General features: G+C 64.3%; 19 protein-coding genes. 15 read left to right on the top strand and 4 right to left on the bottom strand.

What is annotated here, in order from left to right:
- Positions 1–94: 94 nt before the first annotated feature.
- The 7 genes from VDP74_RS03910 to VDP74_RS03880 are packed head-to-tail and all read left to right on the top strand — an operon-like array spanning position 95 to position 5730.
- Positions 95–646, top strand: coding sequence for an OmpH family outer membrane protein (locus tag VDP74_RS03910; protein ID WP_322998314.1), 552 nt, complete (start codon positions 95–97; stop codon positions 644–646).
- Between the two features lie 6 nt (positions 647–652).
- Entirely contained in the window at positions 653–1792 is a 1140-nt protein-coding gene (gene lpxD, locus VDP74_RS03905) for a UDP-3-O-(3-hydroxymyristoyl)glucosamine N-acyltransferase (protein WP_322998313.1), read from the top strand.
- On the top strand, positions 1792–2244 hold the full coding sequence (gene fabZ / locus VDP74_RS03900) for a 3-hydroxyacyl-ACP dehydratase FabZ (protein WP_291768721.1): 453 nt from the start codon (positions 1792–1794) through the stop codon (positions 2242–2244). Before lpxD ends, fabZ begins: the two co-directional genes overlap by 1 nt.
- On the top strand, positions 2244–3041 hold the full coding sequence (gene lpxA, locus VDP74_RS03895; protein WP_322998312.1) for an acyl-ACP--UDP-N-acetylglucosamine O-acyltransferase: 798 nt from the start codon (positions 2244–2246) through the stop codon (positions 3039–3041). Before fabZ ends, lpxA begins: the two co-directional genes overlap by 1 nt.
- 58 nt (positions 3042–3099) lie before the next feature.
- Positions 3100–4329: a lipid-A-disaccharide synthase gene (gene lpxB / locus VDP74_RS03890; protein ID WP_322998311.1), complete on the top strand. Its 1230-nt coding sequence runs from the start codon at positions 3100–3102 to the stop codon at positions 4327–4329.
- Entirely contained in the window at positions 4313–4933 is a 621-nt protein-coding gene (rnhB, locus tag VDP74_RS03885) for a ribonuclease HII (RefSeq protein ID WP_322998310.1), read from the top strand. Before lpxB ends, rnhB begins: the two co-directional genes overlap by 17 nt.
- Positions 4934–4947: 14 nt before the next feature.
- Positions 4948–5730 (top strand): RNA methyltransferase, encoded by a 783-nt coding sequence (locus VDP74_RS03880; protein WP_322998321.1) that lies wholly within the window; start codon positions 4948–4950, stop codon positions 5728–5730.
- 53 nt (positions 5731–5783) lie between these two features.
- On the opposite strand, the gene VDP74_RS03875 is transcribed toward VDP74_RS03880, so the two are convergent.
- On the bottom strand, positions 5784–6617 hold the full coding sequence (locus VDP74_RS03875) for a pyruvate, water dikinase regulatory protein (protein WP_322998309.1): 834 nt from the start codon (positions 6615–6617) through the stop codon (positions 5784–5786).
- Between the two features lie 212 nt (positions 6618–6829).
- On the opposite strand from VDP74_RS03875, the gene ppsA reads away from it, so the two are divergent.
- Positions 6830–9208 (top strand): phosphoenolpyruvate synthase, encoded by a 2379-nt coding sequence (ppsA, locus tag VDP74_RS03870; RefSeq protein WP_322998308.1) that lies wholly within the window; start codon positions 6830–6832, stop codon positions 9206–9208.
- 104 nt (positions 9209–9312) lie between these two features.
- Positions 9313–9984, top strand: coding sequence for a methylated-DNA--[protein]-cysteine S-methyltransferase (locus tag VDP74_RS03865; RefSeq protein ID WP_322998307.1), 672 nt, complete (start codon positions 9313–9315; stop codon positions 9982–9984).
- 8 nt (positions 9985–9992) lie between these two features.
- Here VDP74_RS03865 and VDP74_RS03860 read toward each other — a convergent pair whose 3' ends face one another.
- Both VDP74_RS03860 and smpB read right to left on the bottom strand, forming a co-directional pair.
- Positions 9993–11609 carry a methyl-accepting chemotaxis protein gene (locus VDP74_RS03860; protein ID WP_322998306.1) on the bottom strand — a complete coding sequence of 539 codons (1617 nt, stop codon included), beginning with the start codon at positions 11607–11609 and terminating at the stop codon, positions 9993–9995.
- A 245-nt stretch (positions 11610–11854) separates the two neighbouring features.
- Entirely contained in the window at positions 11855–12310 is a 456-nt protein-coding gene (gene smpB / locus VDP74_RS03855; RefSeq protein WP_322998305.1) for an SsrA-binding protein SmpB, read from the bottom strand.
- A gap of 58 nt (positions 12311–12368) precedes the next feature.
- On the opposite strand from smpB, the gene VDP74_RS03850 reads away from it, so the two are divergent.
- Together VDP74_RS03850 and VDP74_RS03845 are read left to right on the top strand one after the other, a co-directional pair.
- Positions 12369–12803 carry a type II toxin-antitoxin system RatA family toxin gene (locus VDP74_RS03850; RefSeq protein WP_322998304.1) on the top strand — a complete coding sequence of 145 codons (435 nt, stop codon included), beginning with the start codon at positions 12369–12371 and terminating at the stop codon, positions 12801–12803.
- 1 nt (position 12804) lies between these two features.
- The gene (locus tag VDP74_RS03845; protein WP_322998303.1) at positions 12805–13098 is read left to right on the top strand and encodes an RnfH family protein; all 294 of its coding nucleotides are present in this window, start codon (positions 12805–12807) and stop codon (positions 13096–13098) included.
- Between the two features lie 30 nt (positions 13099–13128).
- Here the strand turns inward: VDP74_RS03845 and VDP74_RS03840 are convergent, their stop codons facing one another.
- Complete coding sequence (locus VDP74_RS03840) at positions 13129–13521, bottom strand: helix-turn-helix domain-containing protein (RefSeq protein ID WP_322998302.1); 393 nt, start codon at positions 13519–13521, stop codon at positions 13129–13131.
- Positions 13522–13626: 105 nt separating this feature from the next.
- On the opposite strand from VDP74_RS03840, the gene VDP74_RS03835 reads away from it, so the two are divergent.
- The 4 genes from VDP74_RS03835 (at position 13627) to mmsB (ending at position 18128) form a co-directional block, all read left to right on the top strand.
- The gene (locus VDP74_RS03835) at positions 13627–14643 is read left to right on the top strand and encodes a zinc-binding alcohol dehydrogenase family protein (protein WP_322998301.1); all 1017 of its coding nucleotides are present in this window, start codon (positions 13627–13629) and stop codon (positions 14641–14643) included.
- A 228-nt stretch (positions 14644–14871) separates the two neighbouring features.
- Positions 14872–16026 carry an acyl-CoA dehydrogenase family protein gene (locus VDP74_RS03830; RefSeq protein ID WP_322998300.1) on the top strand — a complete coding sequence of 385 codons (1155 nt, stop codon included), beginning with the start codon at positions 14872–14874 and terminating at the stop codon, positions 16024–16026.
- A complete protein-coding gene (locus VDP74_RS03825) occupies positions 16023–17192 on the top strand; it encodes an enoyl-CoA hydratase/isomerase family protein (RefSeq protein WP_322998299.1) in 1170 nt (389 codons plus the stop codon). Before VDP74_RS03830 ends, VDP74_RS03825 begins: the two co-directional genes overlap by 4 nt.
- Before the next feature lie 42 nt (positions 17193–17234).
- On the top strand, positions 17235–18128 hold the full coding sequence (gene mmsB, locus VDP74_RS03820; RefSeq protein WP_322998298.1) for a 3-hydroxyisobutyrate dehydrogenase: 894 nt from the start codon (positions 17235–17237) through the stop codon (positions 18126–18128).
- Positions 18129–18148: the final 20 nt, after the last annotated feature.

Raw genomic sequence — 18148 nt, 5'->3', positions numbered from 1 at the left:
CAATTCCAGATCGGTACAGGTTTCTGATTCCGATCGTTTAATGGCACAATAGTTCTTTTTTGTCGCAGCCTTCCTGGCAGGTGGTTTTATCATCATGATTCTTTCAGGTTTGAATGTTTCAACGTTGGCGCAACGCGCCGTGTCCAGTCATCGTGCCCTGGCCGTGGCTGCTGCGATCGGCCTTGGGGCGCTGTTCGTCGTTCCGGCCTATGCCCAGAGCACCAAGATCGGCTTTGTCAGCACCGAGCGCATTCTGCGCGACTCCAAGCCGGCCAAGGCGGCCCAGGCAAAGATCGAAGCCGAATTCAAGAAGCGCGACCAGGATCTGCAGAAACTGGCCGACAGCCTGCGCGCCCAGGCCCAGAAGCTCGACAAAGACGCCCCCGTGCTGTCCGAAGCCGAGCGCGTCAAACGTCAGCGACAGCTGCAGGACATGGACTCCGACCTGCAACGCAAGCGCCGCGAATTCCAGGAAGACTTCAACCGCCGCCGCAACGAGGAATTCTCGTCCATCGTTGAAAAGGCGGATGCTGCCATCAAGAAGATCGCCGAACAGCAGAACTACGACCTGATCATCCAGGACGCTGTGACGGTCAGCCCGCGCGTGGACATCACCGACCAGGTCATCAAAGCGCTGGGCGGCTGATTCCCGATGCCGGTGTTGCTTGCGCCCCAGCGGGCTCCTGCGCTGTCACAGCTGTTACAGGCTGCCGACTCGGTCGGGCTGGGATGCACCATCACCGGCGGAGCCGATGCGCTTGGCCGGCCGATTGCGGGGATCGGATCCCTGAACACAGCCGGTGCGACCGAGATCAGCTTCTTGTCCAATCCGCGCCTGCAGGGCCAATTGATCCAGTGCCAGGCGGCGGCGGTCATTCTTCGTACCGAAGACTGGGCGGCATTCCAGGCCGCCCATCCTGAATCTCCCGCGTGGGTGCCGGTGCTGTGCAGCCAGCCCTACCTGATGTATGCGCTCCTGGCGCAATGGTTCGACCGGCATCGCCTGGCGGGCCTGCCTCGGGGCATCCACCCCAGCGCAGTGATCGCCGATGACGCCGTCCTCGAAGACGACGTCCATGTGGGGCCCTTGGCCGTGATCGAATCCGGCACGCGCATCGGCGCCGGGACCCGCATCGGGGCAGGTTGCATCATCGGCCCGGACTGCGCCATCGGGCGCGACAGCCTCTTGCATGCCCGCGTGACGCTCTATCACGGCGTGCAGGTCGGGGATCGGGTGATCCTGCATGCCGGCGTGGTGCTGGGGGCGGATGGTTTCGGCTTTGCGCCGGATCCTCGCACTCCGGGCGCCTGGGCGAAGATCGCCCAGCTGGGCGGCGTGCAGGTAGGCAGCGACGTGGAAATTGGTGCCAACACCACGGTAGACCGGGGCGCGGTGGAAGACACGGTGCTGGGCGATGGCGTCAAGCTCGATAACCAGATCATGATCGGTCATAATTGCCGCATCGGCGATCACACGGCCATGGCGGCCTGCGTGGGGGTGGCCGGTTCCACCACCATGGGCCGGCGCTGCGTGATCGGGGGGGCGGCCATGTTCGGCGGACATCTGACGCTGGGCGATGACGTGCATATTTCCGGTGGCACGGCGGTGACATCCGATATTCTCGAGGCCGGCCGCTATACCGGGGTCTTTCCTGTGGCAGAGCACGGCGCGTGGCAGCACAACGCGGCAGTCATCGGCCAGCTGGCCCAGTTACGCAAACGCATCCGCGCGGCGGAGCGGCAAGCGGCCAGCCAGGCTGAGCCGAAGAACAACAAGCAGGACACACGATAATGGAACTCGATATCAAAGACATCATGGAACGGCTGCCGCATCGGCAGCCGATGCTGCTCGTGGACCGCGTCCTGGAAATGGATCCGGGCAAGAGCATCGTCGCCATCAAAAATGTCACATATAACGAACCGTTCTTCCAGGGTCATTTCGCGCATCATCCTGTGATGCCCGGCGTGCTCATCATCGAAGCCCTGGCTCAGGCGGCGGCTCTGTTTTCCTTTGCCGATGCCGGTGCGCCCAATCTGGCCAGCACCAAGATCGCCTACTATCTGGTGGGTGTGGACGGGGCGCGCTTTCGCCGGCCGGTGGTGCCGGGCGACCAGTTGCGCATGGAAGTCTCCGCCGACAAGCTCAGCCGTTCGATCTGCAAATACACGGCCGTGGCGAAGGTCGGCGACCAGATCGCGGCGGAAGCCAAGATCATGTGCGCGGTGCGCATCCTGGAAGAATGATGGCTGCGGCGCAGGTCCATCCCACGGCGATCGTGGCGCCCGGGGCCATCCTGGGTGACGGCGTCAGCGTCGGCCCCTACAGCATCATCGGCGAACATGTCAGCATCGGCGCCGGCACGCGGGTCGGGCCGCATTGCGTGATCGACGGACACACCACCATCGGGCCGGACAACCATTTCTATCGCTTCTGCTCGATAGGCGGCATTCCACAGGACAAGAAGTACCAGGGTGAACCCACGACGCTGGAAATCGGCGCCGGGAACACGTTCCGCGAATACGTGACGGTCAATATCGGCACTGCGCAGGACGTGGGCGTCACCCGCCTGGGCAACGACAACTGGATCATGGCCTATGTGCACATCGCCCATGATTGCCAGTTGGGCAGCCACATCGTCATGGCCAACAGCGTGCAGTTGGCCGGGCACATCCATATCGACGACTGGGCGATCGTGGGCGGCCTGTCGGCCGTGCACCAGTTCGTGCGCATCGGGGCGCATGCCATGATCGGCGGCACCAGTTCCGTGCGCCAGGACGTGCCCCCCTACATGATCGGCGCGGGGGATTCCTTTCGTCCGATCGGAATCAATTCCGAGGGCCTCAGCCGCCGAGGCTTCACGCCCGCCGATGTGCAGGTGCTCAAGGAAGCCTACAAAGTCCTGTACCGCCGCAAACTCGATATCGAGCAAGCCGTCCAGGCCCTGGGGGACCTGCAAGCCGACCACCCTGCAGAAGCCCCTGCCGTGCAGGCTCTGATCGACTTTCTGCAGGCGTCCAGTCGGGGCATTGCGCGCCCATGAACGCGCCCAGCCAGCCCGGGCCTGCGGGCACGCGGGCGTGGGGCCACCGAGGCTGGTCATGACGACCAGCGGGATTCGCGCCACGATCGTCGCAGGCGAGCCATCCGGGGACCTGCTGGCTGCCCGCATGATCCAAGGGCTGCAAGCCCGTGATCCCGCCGCTGTGGCGGCTGGTATCGGCGGGCCGGCGATGGCCCGCGCGGGCTTTCAGGCATGGCATCCCATGGACGCATTGTCAGTTTTCGGCTATGTCGATGCGCTGCGCCAGGCCCCGCGCCTGATTCGCACCTGGCGCGATACGCGTCGCCGCATCCTGGACCAGCGCCCTGACGTGTTCGTCGGAGTCGACGCGCCCGATTTCAATCTGCGGCTGGAAGAAAAACTGCGTGCGGCCGGCATTCCCACCGTGCATTTCGTCGGACCCTCGATCTGGGCCTGGCGTTTCGAACGCATCCATCAGATCCGCCGCGCCGTGTCGCATATGCTGGTGCTGTTTCCCTTCGAAGTCGATCTCTATCGCGAACAGGGCGTGCCGGTTACCTATGTGGGGCATCCCCTGGCGGAATTGATTCCCAAATCACCTGACCGAGCAGCCGCCCGGACCGCGCTGAACCTGGCTCCGAACCGGCGCGTCCTGGCGCTGATGCCGGGCAGCCGGGAATCCGAACTGCGCCTGCTGGCGCCACGTTTTCTGCAGGCTGCGCAGATATTGCGCCGCGAGGACCCGGATCTTCAGATCATCGTGCCTGTGGTCAACGCGCAGCGGCGGGCCCAGTTCGAGGGCATTCTGGCGCAGTATCCGGTGCCGGGGTGCCAGGTGCTGGGGGCTTTGCCGTCGGCGCCCGGCGTTGTACCGCGCGCCGACGGGCTGGATTCAGCCGAATGGCCGATCGCCTGGCATGCGATGGAGGCCGCCGACGCCGTGCTGGTGGCCAGCGGCACCGCGACGCTGGAGGCCGCACTGTTCAAGCGGCCACTGGTCATTTCCTATGTCATCAGCCCCTGGATGCGGCGCATCATGGCCTGGAAGTCCGGCCAGGACGCGCCCACCCTGCCCTGGGTAGGACTGCCCAACATCCTGGAACGGGAATTCGTCGTGCCCGAATTGTTGCAGGAGGCCGCCACGCCGCACGCCCTGGCGGAGCAGACCTGGATCGCCCTGAGCGATCAGGATCACGGCCGGCGGGTGGCGCAGCGCTTTGCCGTCTTGCACGACACCCTGGACCGCGACACCCCGGGACTGGCCGCCAATGCCATTTTGCAGGTCTGCCATGGCCGCGCAGCCTGATCTGTTCGGTTCGGCACAGGCCTCCTCGGACTGGATCGCCGGCGTGGACGAGGCGGGCAGGGGGCCATTGGCCGGCCCGGTGTTCGCCGCTGCCGTCATCCTGGACCCCTTGCACCCCATCGAGGGGCTGGCGGATTCGAAGAAGCTCAGCGCCCGTCGCCGCGAAGTCCTGGCCGCGCAGATCCGCGAACGGGCCCTGGCCTGGGCCGTCACCCAGGCCGACGTCGATACCATCGACCACCTGAACATTCTGCAGGCCACGCTGCAGGCCATGCGCCAGGCCTGCGAGGCGTTGTCGCGCCCACCGCAGCTGATCCTGGTGGACGGCAACCGCCTGCCGCGCGGCCTGCCATGTCCTGCGCGCGCCGTGGTCGGCGGCGATGCGCTGGAACCCGCCATTTCAGCTGCCTCGATCCTGGCCAAGACAGCCCGCGATGCCTGCTGCCTGGATCTGCATGCCCAGTATCCGCACTACGCCTTCGATCAGCACAAGGGCTATGGCACGGCCCTGCATCTGGAACGCTTGGCACAATTCGGCCCCTGTCCGGCGCACCGGCGCAGCTTCGCCCCCGTTCGTCGTCTTCTGCAGGATGTCCAGACATGAGCCACACAGCGCCCGTGAGGCACATCGCCTCGCGCGATAATCCGGATTACCGGCTCTGGCTGCGCCTGGCCCAGGGCCGACCGGGCCATCGAGAGAGCCGGGTGATCCTGGAAGGAGAGCACCTGTGCCGCGCCTGGCTGGAACACAACGGCGCGCCGCAGGCCCTGATTGTCAGCGAGGCCATTCAGGCGCAGTCCCCGGGCTGGATCAAGCCACTGTGGCAGGATTGCGAATCCACGCGCCGCATCGTGCTTGAAGATCACCTCGCGCGCATGCTGTCCCAGGTGGAAAATGGCCCCGCAGTGTTCTTCCTGGTCGAACCGCCCGGGGCCGCTCTGCCGAACCAGATCACCGAGGGGTGCCTGTGGCTGGATCGGGTCCAGGACCCTGGCAATCTGGGCACCTTGCTGCGCACGGCGGCGGCGGCCGGCCTGGAGGCCGCCTTCCTGTCTGCGGGCTGCGCAGCCGCCTGGTCGCCCAAGGTCCTGCGCAGCGGGCAGGGCGCCCATTTCGCCCTGCGCGTGCACGAACACGTGGATTTGCAGGCCTTGCGCGCGCGCCTGCAGATTCCCCTGGCCGCCACGACCCTGGAACGGGCTGGTTCCTTGTATCAACAGGATTTGCGCCAACCCTGCGCCTGGTTGTTCGGCAACGAGGGGCGCGGCGTGGCAGCGGATCTGCTGGCAGTAGCCGATTGGCGCGTGCATATCCCGCAGTCGACGGGGGTCGAATCCCTGAATGTCGCAGCCGCAGCGGCCATCTGTCTGTTCGAACAGCGACGGCAGCAGGCTGGCTGACGCCGCCTTTTCTGCACGCCAGCATGGTTGTGGCCCCCGCCGGACCGATCGGATCAGTAGGTGGTGCGGTCCAGCCCGACCTCGTCGAGGATCTTGGTCGAGATCTCTTCGATGGAACGTGTTGTGGTGGACAGCCACGGAATGTTTTCCATGCGCATCAGGCGTTCGGCGTCCGCGATTTCCTGGCGGCACTGCTTCAGGGATGCATAGGTGCTGTTGGGCCGGCGTTCGTTGCGCACTTCGGCCAGGCGCTCGGGCTGGATCGACAGGCCGAACAGTTTGCGCCGGAAAGGCAGCAGCGTGGCAGGCAGGGCGCCCCGGTCGAAGTCTTCCGGAATCAGGGGGTAGTTGGCCGCCTTGACCGCGTACTGCATGGCCAGGTACAGGCTGGTGGGCGTCTTGCCGCAGCGCGACACCCCCACCAGGATGACGTCGGCCTGTTCCAGCCCCTGGATGTATTGGCCGTCGTCATGGGCCAGACTGAAATTGATGGCCTCGATGCGGTTGTTGTATTGTTTGGACAGCCCGTTGGTGTGTGATCGACCCACCGAGCGGCTGGACTTTACCCCCAGCACGCCTTCGAGGTGCTGCACGAAAGCGCCGAACAGGTCCAGGAAGATGCAGGGGGATTCGCGGATGCGATCCGCGATTTCCGGGTCGACCAGGGTGCTGAATACCAGGGGCGCAGGCCCGCCCTGTTCCGCCTTCTGGGTGATGCGCCGCACGGCGGCGTCGGCCTTTTCGACCGAGTCGATGAAAGGCAGGCGCACCGCCTGGAAGGCGATTTCCTCGAATTGCGACAGGACCGCATGGCTGAAGGTCTCAGCGGTAATCCCGGTGCTGTCCGAGACGATGAACACGGGGCGTTCGATGACGGGATCAATCATGGATTTTGAACCACCAAGCCTGAGAAACGGTACAATCCGCGAAGGTTACCAGTCACCCGATGCTCAGGCAAGGCTGGTTTGCCGGACGCATGCCGACCGCAGACGGCGCGGCGCCCCTTTCGGGCCGCTGCCGCGCGGTTCAATGGCCTGGGGCATCCCCCCGGGCGGCGTGCGTCCCGCAAACACGCTTTTTCTATCTCAAAGGTGACATCATGTCGTACGTTGTATCGTTCGAGCAGCTCCGCATGTCGGACGTGGACTCGGTAGGGGGTAAGAACGCTTCTCTCGGTGAAATGATCAGTCAGCTGGCCAGCGCCGGGGTCCGGGTGCCGGGCGGCTTTGCCACCACCGCAGACGCCTTTCGCGACTTCCTGAAATCCACCGGGCTGGACGCCCGCATCAAGGCCCGCCTGGACACCCTGAATGCCGACGACGTGCGCGAATTGGCCGCCGCCGGGGCGGAGATCCGCCAATGGGTGATCGACACGCCGTTTCCGGCCGATTTTGAACAGGCCATTCGCGGCGCCTTCGCCCAGCTGGATGCCGATGGCAAGGGTTCGTTTGCCGTACGTTCGTCCGCTACCGCCGAAGACCTGCCCGACGCATCCTTCGCCGGCCAGCAGGAAACCTACCTGAACGTCGTCGGCATCGACGACGTGCTGGAAAAGATCCGTCACGTGTTCGCGTCGCTGTACAACGACCGCGCGATCTCCTATCGCGTGCACAAAGGCTATGCGCACGCCGAAGTTGCCCTGTCGGCCGGCATCCAGCGCATGGTTCGCTCGGACAAGGGCAGCGCTGGCGTGATGTTCACGCTGGACACCGAATCCGGCTTCAAGGACGTCGTCTTCATCACCTCGTCCTACGGCCTGGGTGAAACCGTGGTCCAGGGCGCCGTCAACCCGGACGAGTTCTACGTCTTCAAGCCCACGCTGGAAGCCGGCCACTACCCGGTCATCAGCCGGCGCATCGGCTCCAAGCTCATCAAGATGGAATTCGACGAGCAGCGCGTTTCGGGTCATGCCGTGCGCACCGTGGAAGTTCCGGCCTCCGAACGCAACCGCTATTCCCTGACCGACGACGAGATCATCGAACTGGCGCGCTACGCGACCATCATCGAAAAGCATTACCAGCGTCCCATGGACATCGAATGGGGCCGCGACGGCATCGATGGCAAGCTCTACATCCTGCAGGCCCGCCCGGAAACCGTGAAGTCCCAGCAAGGCCATCACGACGTGCAGGAACGCTACCGCCTGAAGGCCACGGGCGAGGTGCTGGTGCGCGGCCGAGCCATCGGCCAGAAGATCGGTTCGGGCACTGTGCGGGTGGTCGCCGACGCCTCCGAAATGGACAAGGTCCGGGCCGGCGATATCCTGGTCACGGACATGACCGACCCGAACTGGGAACCGGTCATGAAACTGGCCTCGGCCATCGTCACCAACCGGGGCGGGCGCACCTGCCACGCCGCCATCATCGCGCGTGAACTGGGCATCCCGGCCGTCGTCGGCTGCGCCGACGCCACCGACGTGCTGGCCAATGGCCGCGAGGTCACGGTGTCCTGCGCCGAAGGCGACGAGGGCCATATCTACGACGGTTTGATCGAGACCGAAATCGAGGAAGTCCGCTGGGGAGAAATGCCCGACATCGGCCTGAAGGTCATGATGAACGTCGGCAATCCGCAACTGGCCTTCGATTTCTCGCAGATCCCCAACGGCGGCGTGGGGCTGGCCCGGCTGGAATTCATCATCAACAACAACATCAACGTTCACCCCAAGGCCATCCTGGACTACCCCAACGTCGACGGCGACCTGAAAAAGGCCGTGGAATCGGCCGCCCGGGGCTACGCCAGCCCGCGCGCCTTCTTCGTGGAGAAGCTCTCCGAAGGCATTGCCACCATCGGCGCGGCCTTCTATCCGAAACCCGTCATCGTGCGCCTGTCGGACTTCAAGTCCAATGAATATCGCAAGCTGGTGGGCGGTTCGCGCTACGAACCCGAGGAAGAGAACCCCATGCTGGGCTTCCGTGGGGCCTCGCGCTATATCTCGGAAGACTTCGCCGAGTGCTTCCGCATGGAATGCGAGGCTCTGAAGAAGGTTCGCGACGAGATGGGCCTGACCAACGTCGAAATCATGGTGCCCTTCGTGCGCACGCTCAGCCAGGCGCAGCGCGTGATCGACCTGCTGGCCTTGCACGGCCTGAAGCGCGGCGACAACGGTCTGCGTTTGATCATGATGTGCGAGGTCCCCACCAATGCCATCCTGGCCGACGAATTCCTGCAGTTCTTCGACGGCTTCTCGATCGGTTCCAACGACATGACCCAGCTGACCCTGGGCCTGGATCGCGATTCGGGCATGGAACTGCTGGCGGCGGATTTCGACGAACGCGATCCGGCCGTGCAGTTCATGCTGCGCCGCGCCATCCAGGCCTGCCTGAAGGCCGGCAAGTACGTCGGCATCTGCGGTCAGGGCCCCAGCGATCACCCCGACCTGGCCCAGTGGCTGCGTGACGAGGGTATCCTGTCCATGTCCCTGAACCCGGATACGGTGGTCGACACCTGGCAGCGGCTGGCCGACACGAAAGTCGCCGCCTGATCGTCTGATCGGCATGGGCGCCCCGGTGGTCTTCGGGGCGCCGGCCCGGAACCTCGGCCCTCATCGGTCGAGGTTTTTTCGTTTAGATTGTGGAGATCCATGCCATGTCGTTTCACGCACTGCTTTCTTCCCCGCTGGGCGAAATCCTGCTGACGGCGGATGCGCTGGGCCTGACAGGGCTGTATTTCACCGATCAGCGGGATTGCCCGCACCTGCCGGGCCTGGCGCCGGCGTCCGAGATCGTCTCTCAGCCCTCGGCGGGTATCGTGCGGGGCAGGGCGGCGCGCACGCTGAAAGCCGTCCGGGCGGGCGATGCGGCTGCTGGCGAACTGTTCCCTCTGGAGACGCCTGGTGTCGGGGGCGTGGATCACATGCAGCCGGCAGCGATGCGGCTGCTGCAGGACGACACGCCTGCCGGTGTTCTGAGCGTGCTGGAGCAGACCCGCAGGGAACTGGATGAATACTGGTGCGGCGAGCGCCAGGTGTTCGACGTGCCATTGGATCCTCAGGGCACGATTTTCCAGAAACGGGTCTGGCAGGCGTTGCTGGACGTGCCCTGCGGGGCGACTTTGTCATATGGCGAACTGGGCGAGCGCGCCGGGCTGGGGGCGGGCCACGGCCGCGCCGTCGGCACAGCCGTGGGCAGCAACCCCATCAGCATCATCATCCCCTGCCACCGCATCCTGGCGCGCAATGGCACCCTGAACGGCTATGGCGGCGGGCTCGGGCGCAAGGCGCGGTTGCTGGAGATCGAGGGATTCACGATCTGCGCCTGAACGTCCGTTCAGGCCAGCAATGGCACGTCCGCTTTGTTCATGCGCCGCAATTCGACTGCATCGGTTTCGGCATGTGTCTTGTCATTCGATGACAGCCGGAAGATGCGGACATTGTCGAGTGACGCCCGGGAGTTGGATTCCATTTTCCTGGCGAGTTGCGCCAGCCCTTCAGCCATCAGGGCATTGCTTTTCGTGATCTGATCCAGTTCTCGCAAAGCGATGCTGGCTTCCTGGATACCGGTGGCCTGCTCCTCGGTGGCCAGGTTGATGTCCTTCAGGATGCGGCCCTGGCGTTCCACGGATTGTGCGACTTCGCCCATGCGTGCCCGGGTCTGTTCCATTCCCTGGTTGCCTTGCCGGACCCGATCATGAGATTGTTCGATCAGATGCCGGATCTGTCGGGCCGCATCAGCCGTGCGTTGAGACAGGGTGCGGACTTCCGAAGCCACCACGGCAAAGCCCCGCCCGTGCTCCCCAGCCCGGGCGGCTTCAACAGCGGCGTTGAGCGCCAGGATGTTGGTCTGGAAGGCCACCGACTCGATCACTTGGACGAAGTCGCTGACGCTGCGCGAGGACTCGTCGATCTGTCGCATCGTCTCCGATAGGGTCTCGACCGCATCCTGGCTGCGTCGCACGGCGCCCGCGGTTTCATCCGCAAGACGAGTCCCGTCCTTTGTCATGTCGGAGGTCTGGCTGATCGTGCTGTCGATCTGTTCGATGGCGGCTGCTGATTTGGACAAGCCTTCGGCCTGCTGTTCGGCGCGCTGCAGCATTTCCTGGCTATGGTCGGCGACGACGTGGGCATCGTTCGACAGGAACTGCCTGACATCCCAGATGACCGTGCGTATCATCAGCGCCAATTGGTTGACCGGCAACATCAGGTCGCGTGCATCGCGAAAGCGATTCACGGCGATGAATTCCGAGAGATCCCCGCTGGCCAGATGGCGCGCAACTTCCGCTACGTGATCGACGGGCGCGGCAAAGAATCTCAGGATGCCTCGCCAGGCCAATGCCGTCGTCAGGACGCCGGCTGCCAGGATTCCCCACATGGGGAATCCAAGGGCTGCCGCCGCGCTGGGGCCGGCGGCAGCCAGCAGTCCCAGCAACAGGGCCTTTCCCTGGCGGCCGGGGTGCAGGCATCTGGATGGCGCATGAAGCAGACCGGAACGAACGGGGAGCCCGTCGCGCAGGCGCCAGGAGAGGCGGCCGCGTTCGGACTCTTTGCGCATGATCGAGAACAACCGTTGTGCCGCGTCGATCTCGTCGGCTGACGGCAACGTCCGCACGGACAGGTAGCCTACGATCCTGTCGCCATTGCGCATGGGCGTTGCGTTGGCACGCACCCAGTATGCATCGCCGTTCTTGCGGCGGTTCTTGATCACGGCACTCCAGAGTTTTCCCGCCTGGATGGTGGCCCAGAAATCCCTGAAGGCTTCTTCGGGCATATCCGGATGGCGCAGGATGTTGTGCGCCTGGCCCAAGAGTTCTTCTTTCGGATAACCGCTGACACTGACGAAGTCGTCGTTGCAGTACGTGATCCTGCCTTTGAGGTCCGTGATGGAGATCAGGGTCAGTTGAGGAGGGTAATCATGGATTTTCTGTGTGACCGGCAGGTTCTTGCGCATATGTCCTCCCCCAGAGTGGCGATCGTTTTCGGTTTCCCTGAAAGCAGGGGCCATGGCCCATTGCTTTTTGAATGCAAATTTTTGTTTCAAAATTATGCTGTTTACGCTTCAAGTGGAATGCCGACAGTCATTGCCCAATGAGGGGGCAGTTCGCCGTATTGGCCGTATCTGCTTGGGGAAAAATGAAACGGCCCCGGATCAAGCATCGATCCGGGGCCGTATTTCTGCCGGGCGCCTATGACAGGCTACTCCTTGCGTGTATCGTGCTTCATCAGGCGTTCTTTTTCGCGCGCCCAGTCCTTGTCGCGCTGGGTGTCGCGTTTGTCGTGCAGCTTTTTACCGCGTCCCAGGCCGAAGTCCAGCTTGATGCGCCCGCCCTTGTAATGCAGGTTCAGCGGTACCAGGGCGTAGCCGCGCTGTTCGACCTTGCCGATCAGCTTGCTGATCTCCTGTGCATGCAGCAGCAATTTGCGCGTGCGGGTAGCGTTGGGGTGGATGTGGGTGGATGCGGTCGGCAGGGGGCTGACATGCATGCCCAGGATCCACAGGGCGCCATCGCGCACGATGACGTAGGCCTCTTTCAGCTGGACGTGGCCGGCGCGGATCGCCTTGACCTCCCAGCCTTCCAGGACCAGGCCGGCCTCGAAGCGCTCCTCGATGAAGTAATCATGGGTGGCTTTGCGGTTTTCTACAATACTCATGGATAAGGCATGCGCTGATAAAATCCTCCAATTCTATCCTAACCACCTTGTTTTGCTGATGCCCTCGATTCAACGCTCTGTCCTCGTCCCTTTCAGCTGCGCCCAGATGTTCGATCTGGTGGCCGATGTCGCGCGTTACCCGGAATTCATGCCGTGGTGTGGCGGGGCCACCGTGCAGTGGCAGAACGAACAGGGCATGCAGGCCACGGTGCAGATCCATTTCGCCGGCATCCGCCAGAGCTTCACCACGCGTAATGACCACCATTACCCCAGCAAGATCGTCTTTCACCTGGTGGATGGGCCATTTTCCAATCTGACCGGACACTGGGCTTTCCAGCCCCTGGGCGAGGACGGCTGCAAGGTGCTCTACACCATGGAATACACATTTTCCAGTCGCGCGCTGTCGGCGGTGGTCGGGCCGGTGTTCAATCGCATCGCCACCAGCTTCATCGATTCCTTCACCCAGCGTGCACACGCGGTCTACGGAGCCTGAGATGCGCGTGTCCGTTGCCTTTGCCGCAGCCACACGCCTGTGGCGCCAGGCACTGGATGTCCCGGAAGGCACCACGGTGGCGCAGGTCGTCGCCCTCAGTGGCTTTGCGAGAGAATTCCCGGAATTCACCGATTCGCCCTTGATCATGGCCGTCTACGGCGAACGCTGCGACCCGCAGCGTGTGCTGCGCGGGGGTGATCGCGTGGAACTCTGCCGGCCCCTGGTGTTCGATCCCCTGGAGTCCCGCCGCCGCAGGGCTGCCCATCGGCGAAGCGGGGGAAAGCGGCCCGAGTAGGTCGGGGGAGGCTTGGCCTGCGCAAACCCGTCAGGGCGCGCCGCACATTTCTTCGACTGGACTCTGGCCCGGGATCAGCGGCTTGCCGTACAGGCCGGTGTGTGCGTCTCCCCAGGCCTTCAGCGCCAGCAGGATCGGTTCCATGCTGCGTCCCAAGGACGACAGACGATAGTCCACCCTGGGCGGCACCTGAGCATAGACCGTCCGCTCGATCAGGCCGTCTTCCTCCAGTTCTCGCAGTTGCCGCGTCAGCATGCGGGGCGAGACATTGACGATCTGGCGGCGGAGTTCGCTGAAACGCAACGTCCCGCCCAGCAGGTGAAACAGCACGACGGATTTCCATTTGCCTTCGATGAGGCCGACGGCGGCTTCGACCGAGCATCCGGGGCTGCAGTCAAAGCGTGAATGTTTGGATTTGGCCACCGTAGTATCCTTTTTGTCACTATAGGCTGAATTTGTGCGTAGAGACAGAATTGCGAATGACGCTATTCTGCGAGCACATTCATTTTCAGACAAGCAGGAGTCTTCATGAAAGCCATCGGATACCGCCGGACCGGCCCCATCGACCAGCCGGACGCGCTCGTGGATATCGAGCTGGACCGCCCCGGCAGCCCCACAGGCCATGACCTGTTGGTGGAGATCGCGGCTGTGTCCGTCAACCCGGTGGACACCAAGATCCGCCAGCGCGTGGAGCCCGAGGGCGCCGACTGGAAGGTTCTGGGCTGGGACGCCTCCGGTCGCGTGCTGGCGGTCGGTCCCGAGGTCAGTCGCTTCAAGCCTGGGGACGAGGTGTTTTACGCGGGCGCCCTGACACGGCCGGGGACCAACAGCGAATTCCACCTGGTGGACGAGCGGATCGTCGGACACAAGCCGGCGACGCTGGACCATGCCCAGGCCGCCGCTTTGCCTCTGACGGCGCTGACGGCATGGGAAATGCTGTTCGACCGTCTGGACGTGCATCGGCCCGTGCCCGGAGCCGCGAATGCGGTGCTGATCATCGGCGGCGCGGGAGGCGTGGGGTCCATGGCCATCCAACTGCTCAAGACGCTGACCGACCTGACGGTCATCGCCACGACATCCCGTCCCGAAACGCGGGACTGGGTGCAGTCCCTGGGGGCCGACCATGTCGTGAACCACCGCCAGCCCCTGGCGGCGCAACTGAGCGCGCTGGGCCTGGACAATCCGGCTTTCGTCTTCTCGACGACTGCTACCGACCAGCATCTGGACGATGTGGTCGAACTCATCGCCCCGCAGGGGCGCTTCGGCCTGATCGATGATCCGGAGGTCCTGGACATTCGAGGATTCAAGCGCAAGTCCGTCTCGGTGCACTGGGAGTTCATGTTCACCCGTTCTCTATTCGGCACGACGGATATGGGCGAACAGGGCCGCGTCCTGGATGAGGTCGCCCGCCTGACGGATGCCGGTCGCATCCGCAGCACGCTCACGCGGCGCATGAGTCCCATCGACGCCGGCAATCTGAAGCAGGCGCATACTCTGCAGGAAAGTGGACGGGCGTGTGGAAAAACTGTCCTGGAAGGTTTCTGAGGACGCGCGTCCGGACGCCGGACCCGGAACCCGGTCCGGTGGATTGTCGCCCGATTGACAGCCGCCTCGGCCCGGCTGATTTAAGGTGGGCCTGTCCAAACAGATGCTGGCGCCAAGTGCTACAGTAAGTCTGCGACGCAGCGGTCGGCCTTGACCAGGCCGGGCCGCGCCGGATGGCGCCACCCGCGCTCTACGGCGGCGACCACCCTAGATCCGGAGACATGCACCATGGATTTTCGCCTCACCGAAGAACAACAGGCTTTTGCACAGGCCGCCCGTGAATTCGCCCAGGGGGAATTAGCCCCGCATGCGGCCCAGTGGGACGAAGAATGCATATTTCCGCGCGAAGCCTTCGCCAAAGCCGGCGAACTTGGGTTTTGCGCCATGTATGCGCCGGAATCCATCGGCGGGCTGGGGCTGCCCCGGCTGGACGCCACCCTGGTGTTCGAGGAAATGGCGGCGGTGGACCCTTCCACCACGGCCTTCATCACCATTCACAACATGGCGACCTGGATGGTCGGCAGTTGGGCGCAGCCCGCCGTGCGCGATCACTGGGGGCCGCTGCTGGCCAGCGGCCAGATGCTCGCATCCTATTGTCTGACCGAGCCTGGCGCGGGTTCCGATGCCGCTTCGCTGGTCACCAGCGCCCGGCGCGACGGCGATCATTACGTGTTGAACGGCGCCAAGGCCTTCATTTCCGGGGCAGGCGACACCGACGTCCTGGTTGTCATGGCCCGCACGGGCGGTGAAGGCGCGCGTGGCATCTCTGCCCTGGTGGTGCCGGCCGATACCGCCGGCATCACGTACGGGCGCAAGGAAAACAAGATGGGCTGGAACAGCCAGTCTACCCGGCCCATCACTTTCGAAGACGTCCGTGTGCCGGTAGAAAACCGCCTGGGCGAGGAAGGCGAGGGCTTTCGTTTCGCCATGAAGGGCCTGGATGGCGGCCGCATCAACATTGCCAGCTGCTCGGTGGGCGCCGCACAGGGGGCCTACGAGGCAGCCCGGCGCTACATGGGGGAACGGCGGCAGTTCGGCAAGGCCCTGGCCGACTTCCAGGCGCTGCAGTTCAAACTCGCCGATCTGCTGGCCAATGTAGTGGCTTCGCGCCAGATGGTGCGGCTGGCCGCCAGCAAGCTGGACGAAGGCGATCCGCAGGCCAGCGCCTACTGCGCCATGGCCAAGCGTTTCGCCACGGACCTGTGCTTCCAGTCCTGCCTGGACGCGCAGCAGATCCATGGCGGCTACGGTTACTTGAAGGATTACCCCCTGGAACGGTTGGTGCGCGACACCCGCGTGCACCAGATCCTGGAGGGCACCAATGAAATCATGCGCGTCATCGTGGCGCGCCATATCCTGACCCAAGAGGCCGACCTGCGATGAGCGCTCCCGATTCCGCTGCGGCGGTTCCCGAATCCCAGCCCGACCCCGTTCTTTTCCAGGAAGTGGCTGGCCGCAATGGCCGGCGCATCGGCCTGGCGACCCTGAACAGCCCGCAGACACTCAATGGCCTGTCACTGGCCATGAGCCGTCTGCTCGACGACCGCCTGCAGGATTGGGCCGAAGACGACCGGATCGCTGCTGTGGTATTGCGCGGCGCGGGGGACAAGGCCTTTTGCGCGGGCGGCGATCTGCATGCGCTGTACCAGAGCATGCTGGACAGCCCGCCGTCCGACGCCTGGGCCAATGTCCATGCCCGCAGCTTCTTTGAAACCGAATACCGGCTGGACTACCAGATTCACCGCTACGCAAAACCGGTTCTGTGCTGGGGCAGCGGTATCGTCATGGGTGGTGGCGTGGGGCTGATGCTGGGGGCCAGTCACCGTCTGGTCACGGAAACCACGCGTTTTGCCATGCCGGAGATCACCATCGGTCTGTACCCCGATGTGGCGGGTACCTGGATGCTCAGCCGCCTGCCGCGCGGCATCGGTGAATTCCTGGCGCTGACCGGCGCACAGCTGGGGGCGTCGGACTGCCTGCATTACGGCCTGGCCGATCGCGCCGTCGCGGCTGATGGCTTTGACACCCTGGTCGATGCGCTGGCTGCAGTGGACTGGTCCGGTACGACAGCCCAGCATGCGGCACAGATCGATGGGGTGCTCGACGCCATGACGCTGGATGTGCCTGAACCCGGCCCCCTGCAGCGCCATTCGGATGCAATCCGCCAGGCATGCAATCGCAGCGATCTGCAGCAGATCGCTGCTGCCATCGCAGCCTGGAAGCGCCATGCCGACCCCTGGCTGGTGCGTGCGGCCACGAATTTCCTGGCGGGTTCGCCGGGTTCGGCGCGGCTTAGCCACACCTTGCTGGGTCGCGCGCGCCATCAATCCCTGGCGGATACCTTCCGCATGGAATACATCGCCTCACTGCACTGCTGCTCCGAACCGGATTTCCGCGAAGGCATCCGCGCCCTGTTGATCGACAAGGACAAGGCCCCGCGCTGGCGCCCCGCCTCCCTGGAACAGGCGACGGCGGACTGGGTGAGACGCTTTCTGGCGCAGCCCTGGCCGGCGGGGCAGGCGCATCCGCTGGCCGATCTCAGAGGCTGAGGTTTTCATCAAACACCCACAATAATTTCAAGGAGACACGCAATGAGCAGCACGATTGGTTTCATCGGCCTGGGCCATATGGGCGGCCCCATGGCGCAGAACTTGCTGAAGGCCGGCCACAGCCTGAAGGTCTTCGACCTGGTGCCTGCCGCGCTGCAGGCCGCCACCCAGGCGGGGGCTACAGCGGTTGCGACGGCGGCCGAGGCAGTGACCGGCGTCGACCTGGTGGTTACCATGCTGCCGGCCAGCCGCCATGTCGAAGGCCTGTACCTGGGAGACAACGGTCTGTTGAAGTCGATTGCCAAGGGCACCCTGGTGCTGGAATGCAGCACGATCGCTCCGGAATCCGCTCGCAAGGTCTCGGCGGCGGCGGCCGAACGCGGCATCCGCATGCTGGATGCGCCGGTATCGGGCGGCACCGGCGGGGCCGTGGCGGGGACTCTGACCTTCATCGTCGGCGGCACCAACGCCGACCTGGACTCGGCCATGCCTTACCTGCAGGCCATGGGCAAGAACATTTTCCACGCCGGTGATGCAGGAGCAGGGCAGGTGGCCAAGATCTGCAACAACATGCTGCTGGGCATCCAGATGGCCGGTACGGCCGAGGCCCTGGCCCTGGGAGTGGCCAATGGCCTGGATCCCAGGACCCTGTCGGATATCATCGCAAAAAGCTCGGGGCGCAACTGGGCGACGGAACTCTACAACCCCTGGCCTGGCGTCATGGATCACGCGCCGGCTTCGCATGACTATGCTGGCGGCTTCGGCGTCGACCTGATGCTCAAGGACCTGGGGCTGGCCGCCGAGGCGTCCATGCAGTCGCGCGCCACGACGCCCCTGGGCGAACTGGCTCGCAACCTGTATGCCTTGCACAGCACGCAGGGCCACGGGAAACTGGACTTTTCCAGCATCCTGAAGCTCTACCACCAGCCGCGCTGAACACCGCCCCGTCCGGGGCT

Origin of the sequence: Castellaniella sp. (assembly GCF_034674885.1) — a bacterium.
Taxonomy (GTDB): Bacteria; Pseudomonadota; Gammaproteobacteria; order Burkholderiales; family Burkholderiaceae_B; genus Castellaniella.
Note: the sequence above shows the minus strand (reverse complement) of the source record. Positions and strands in the feature narration are given on the sequence as shown.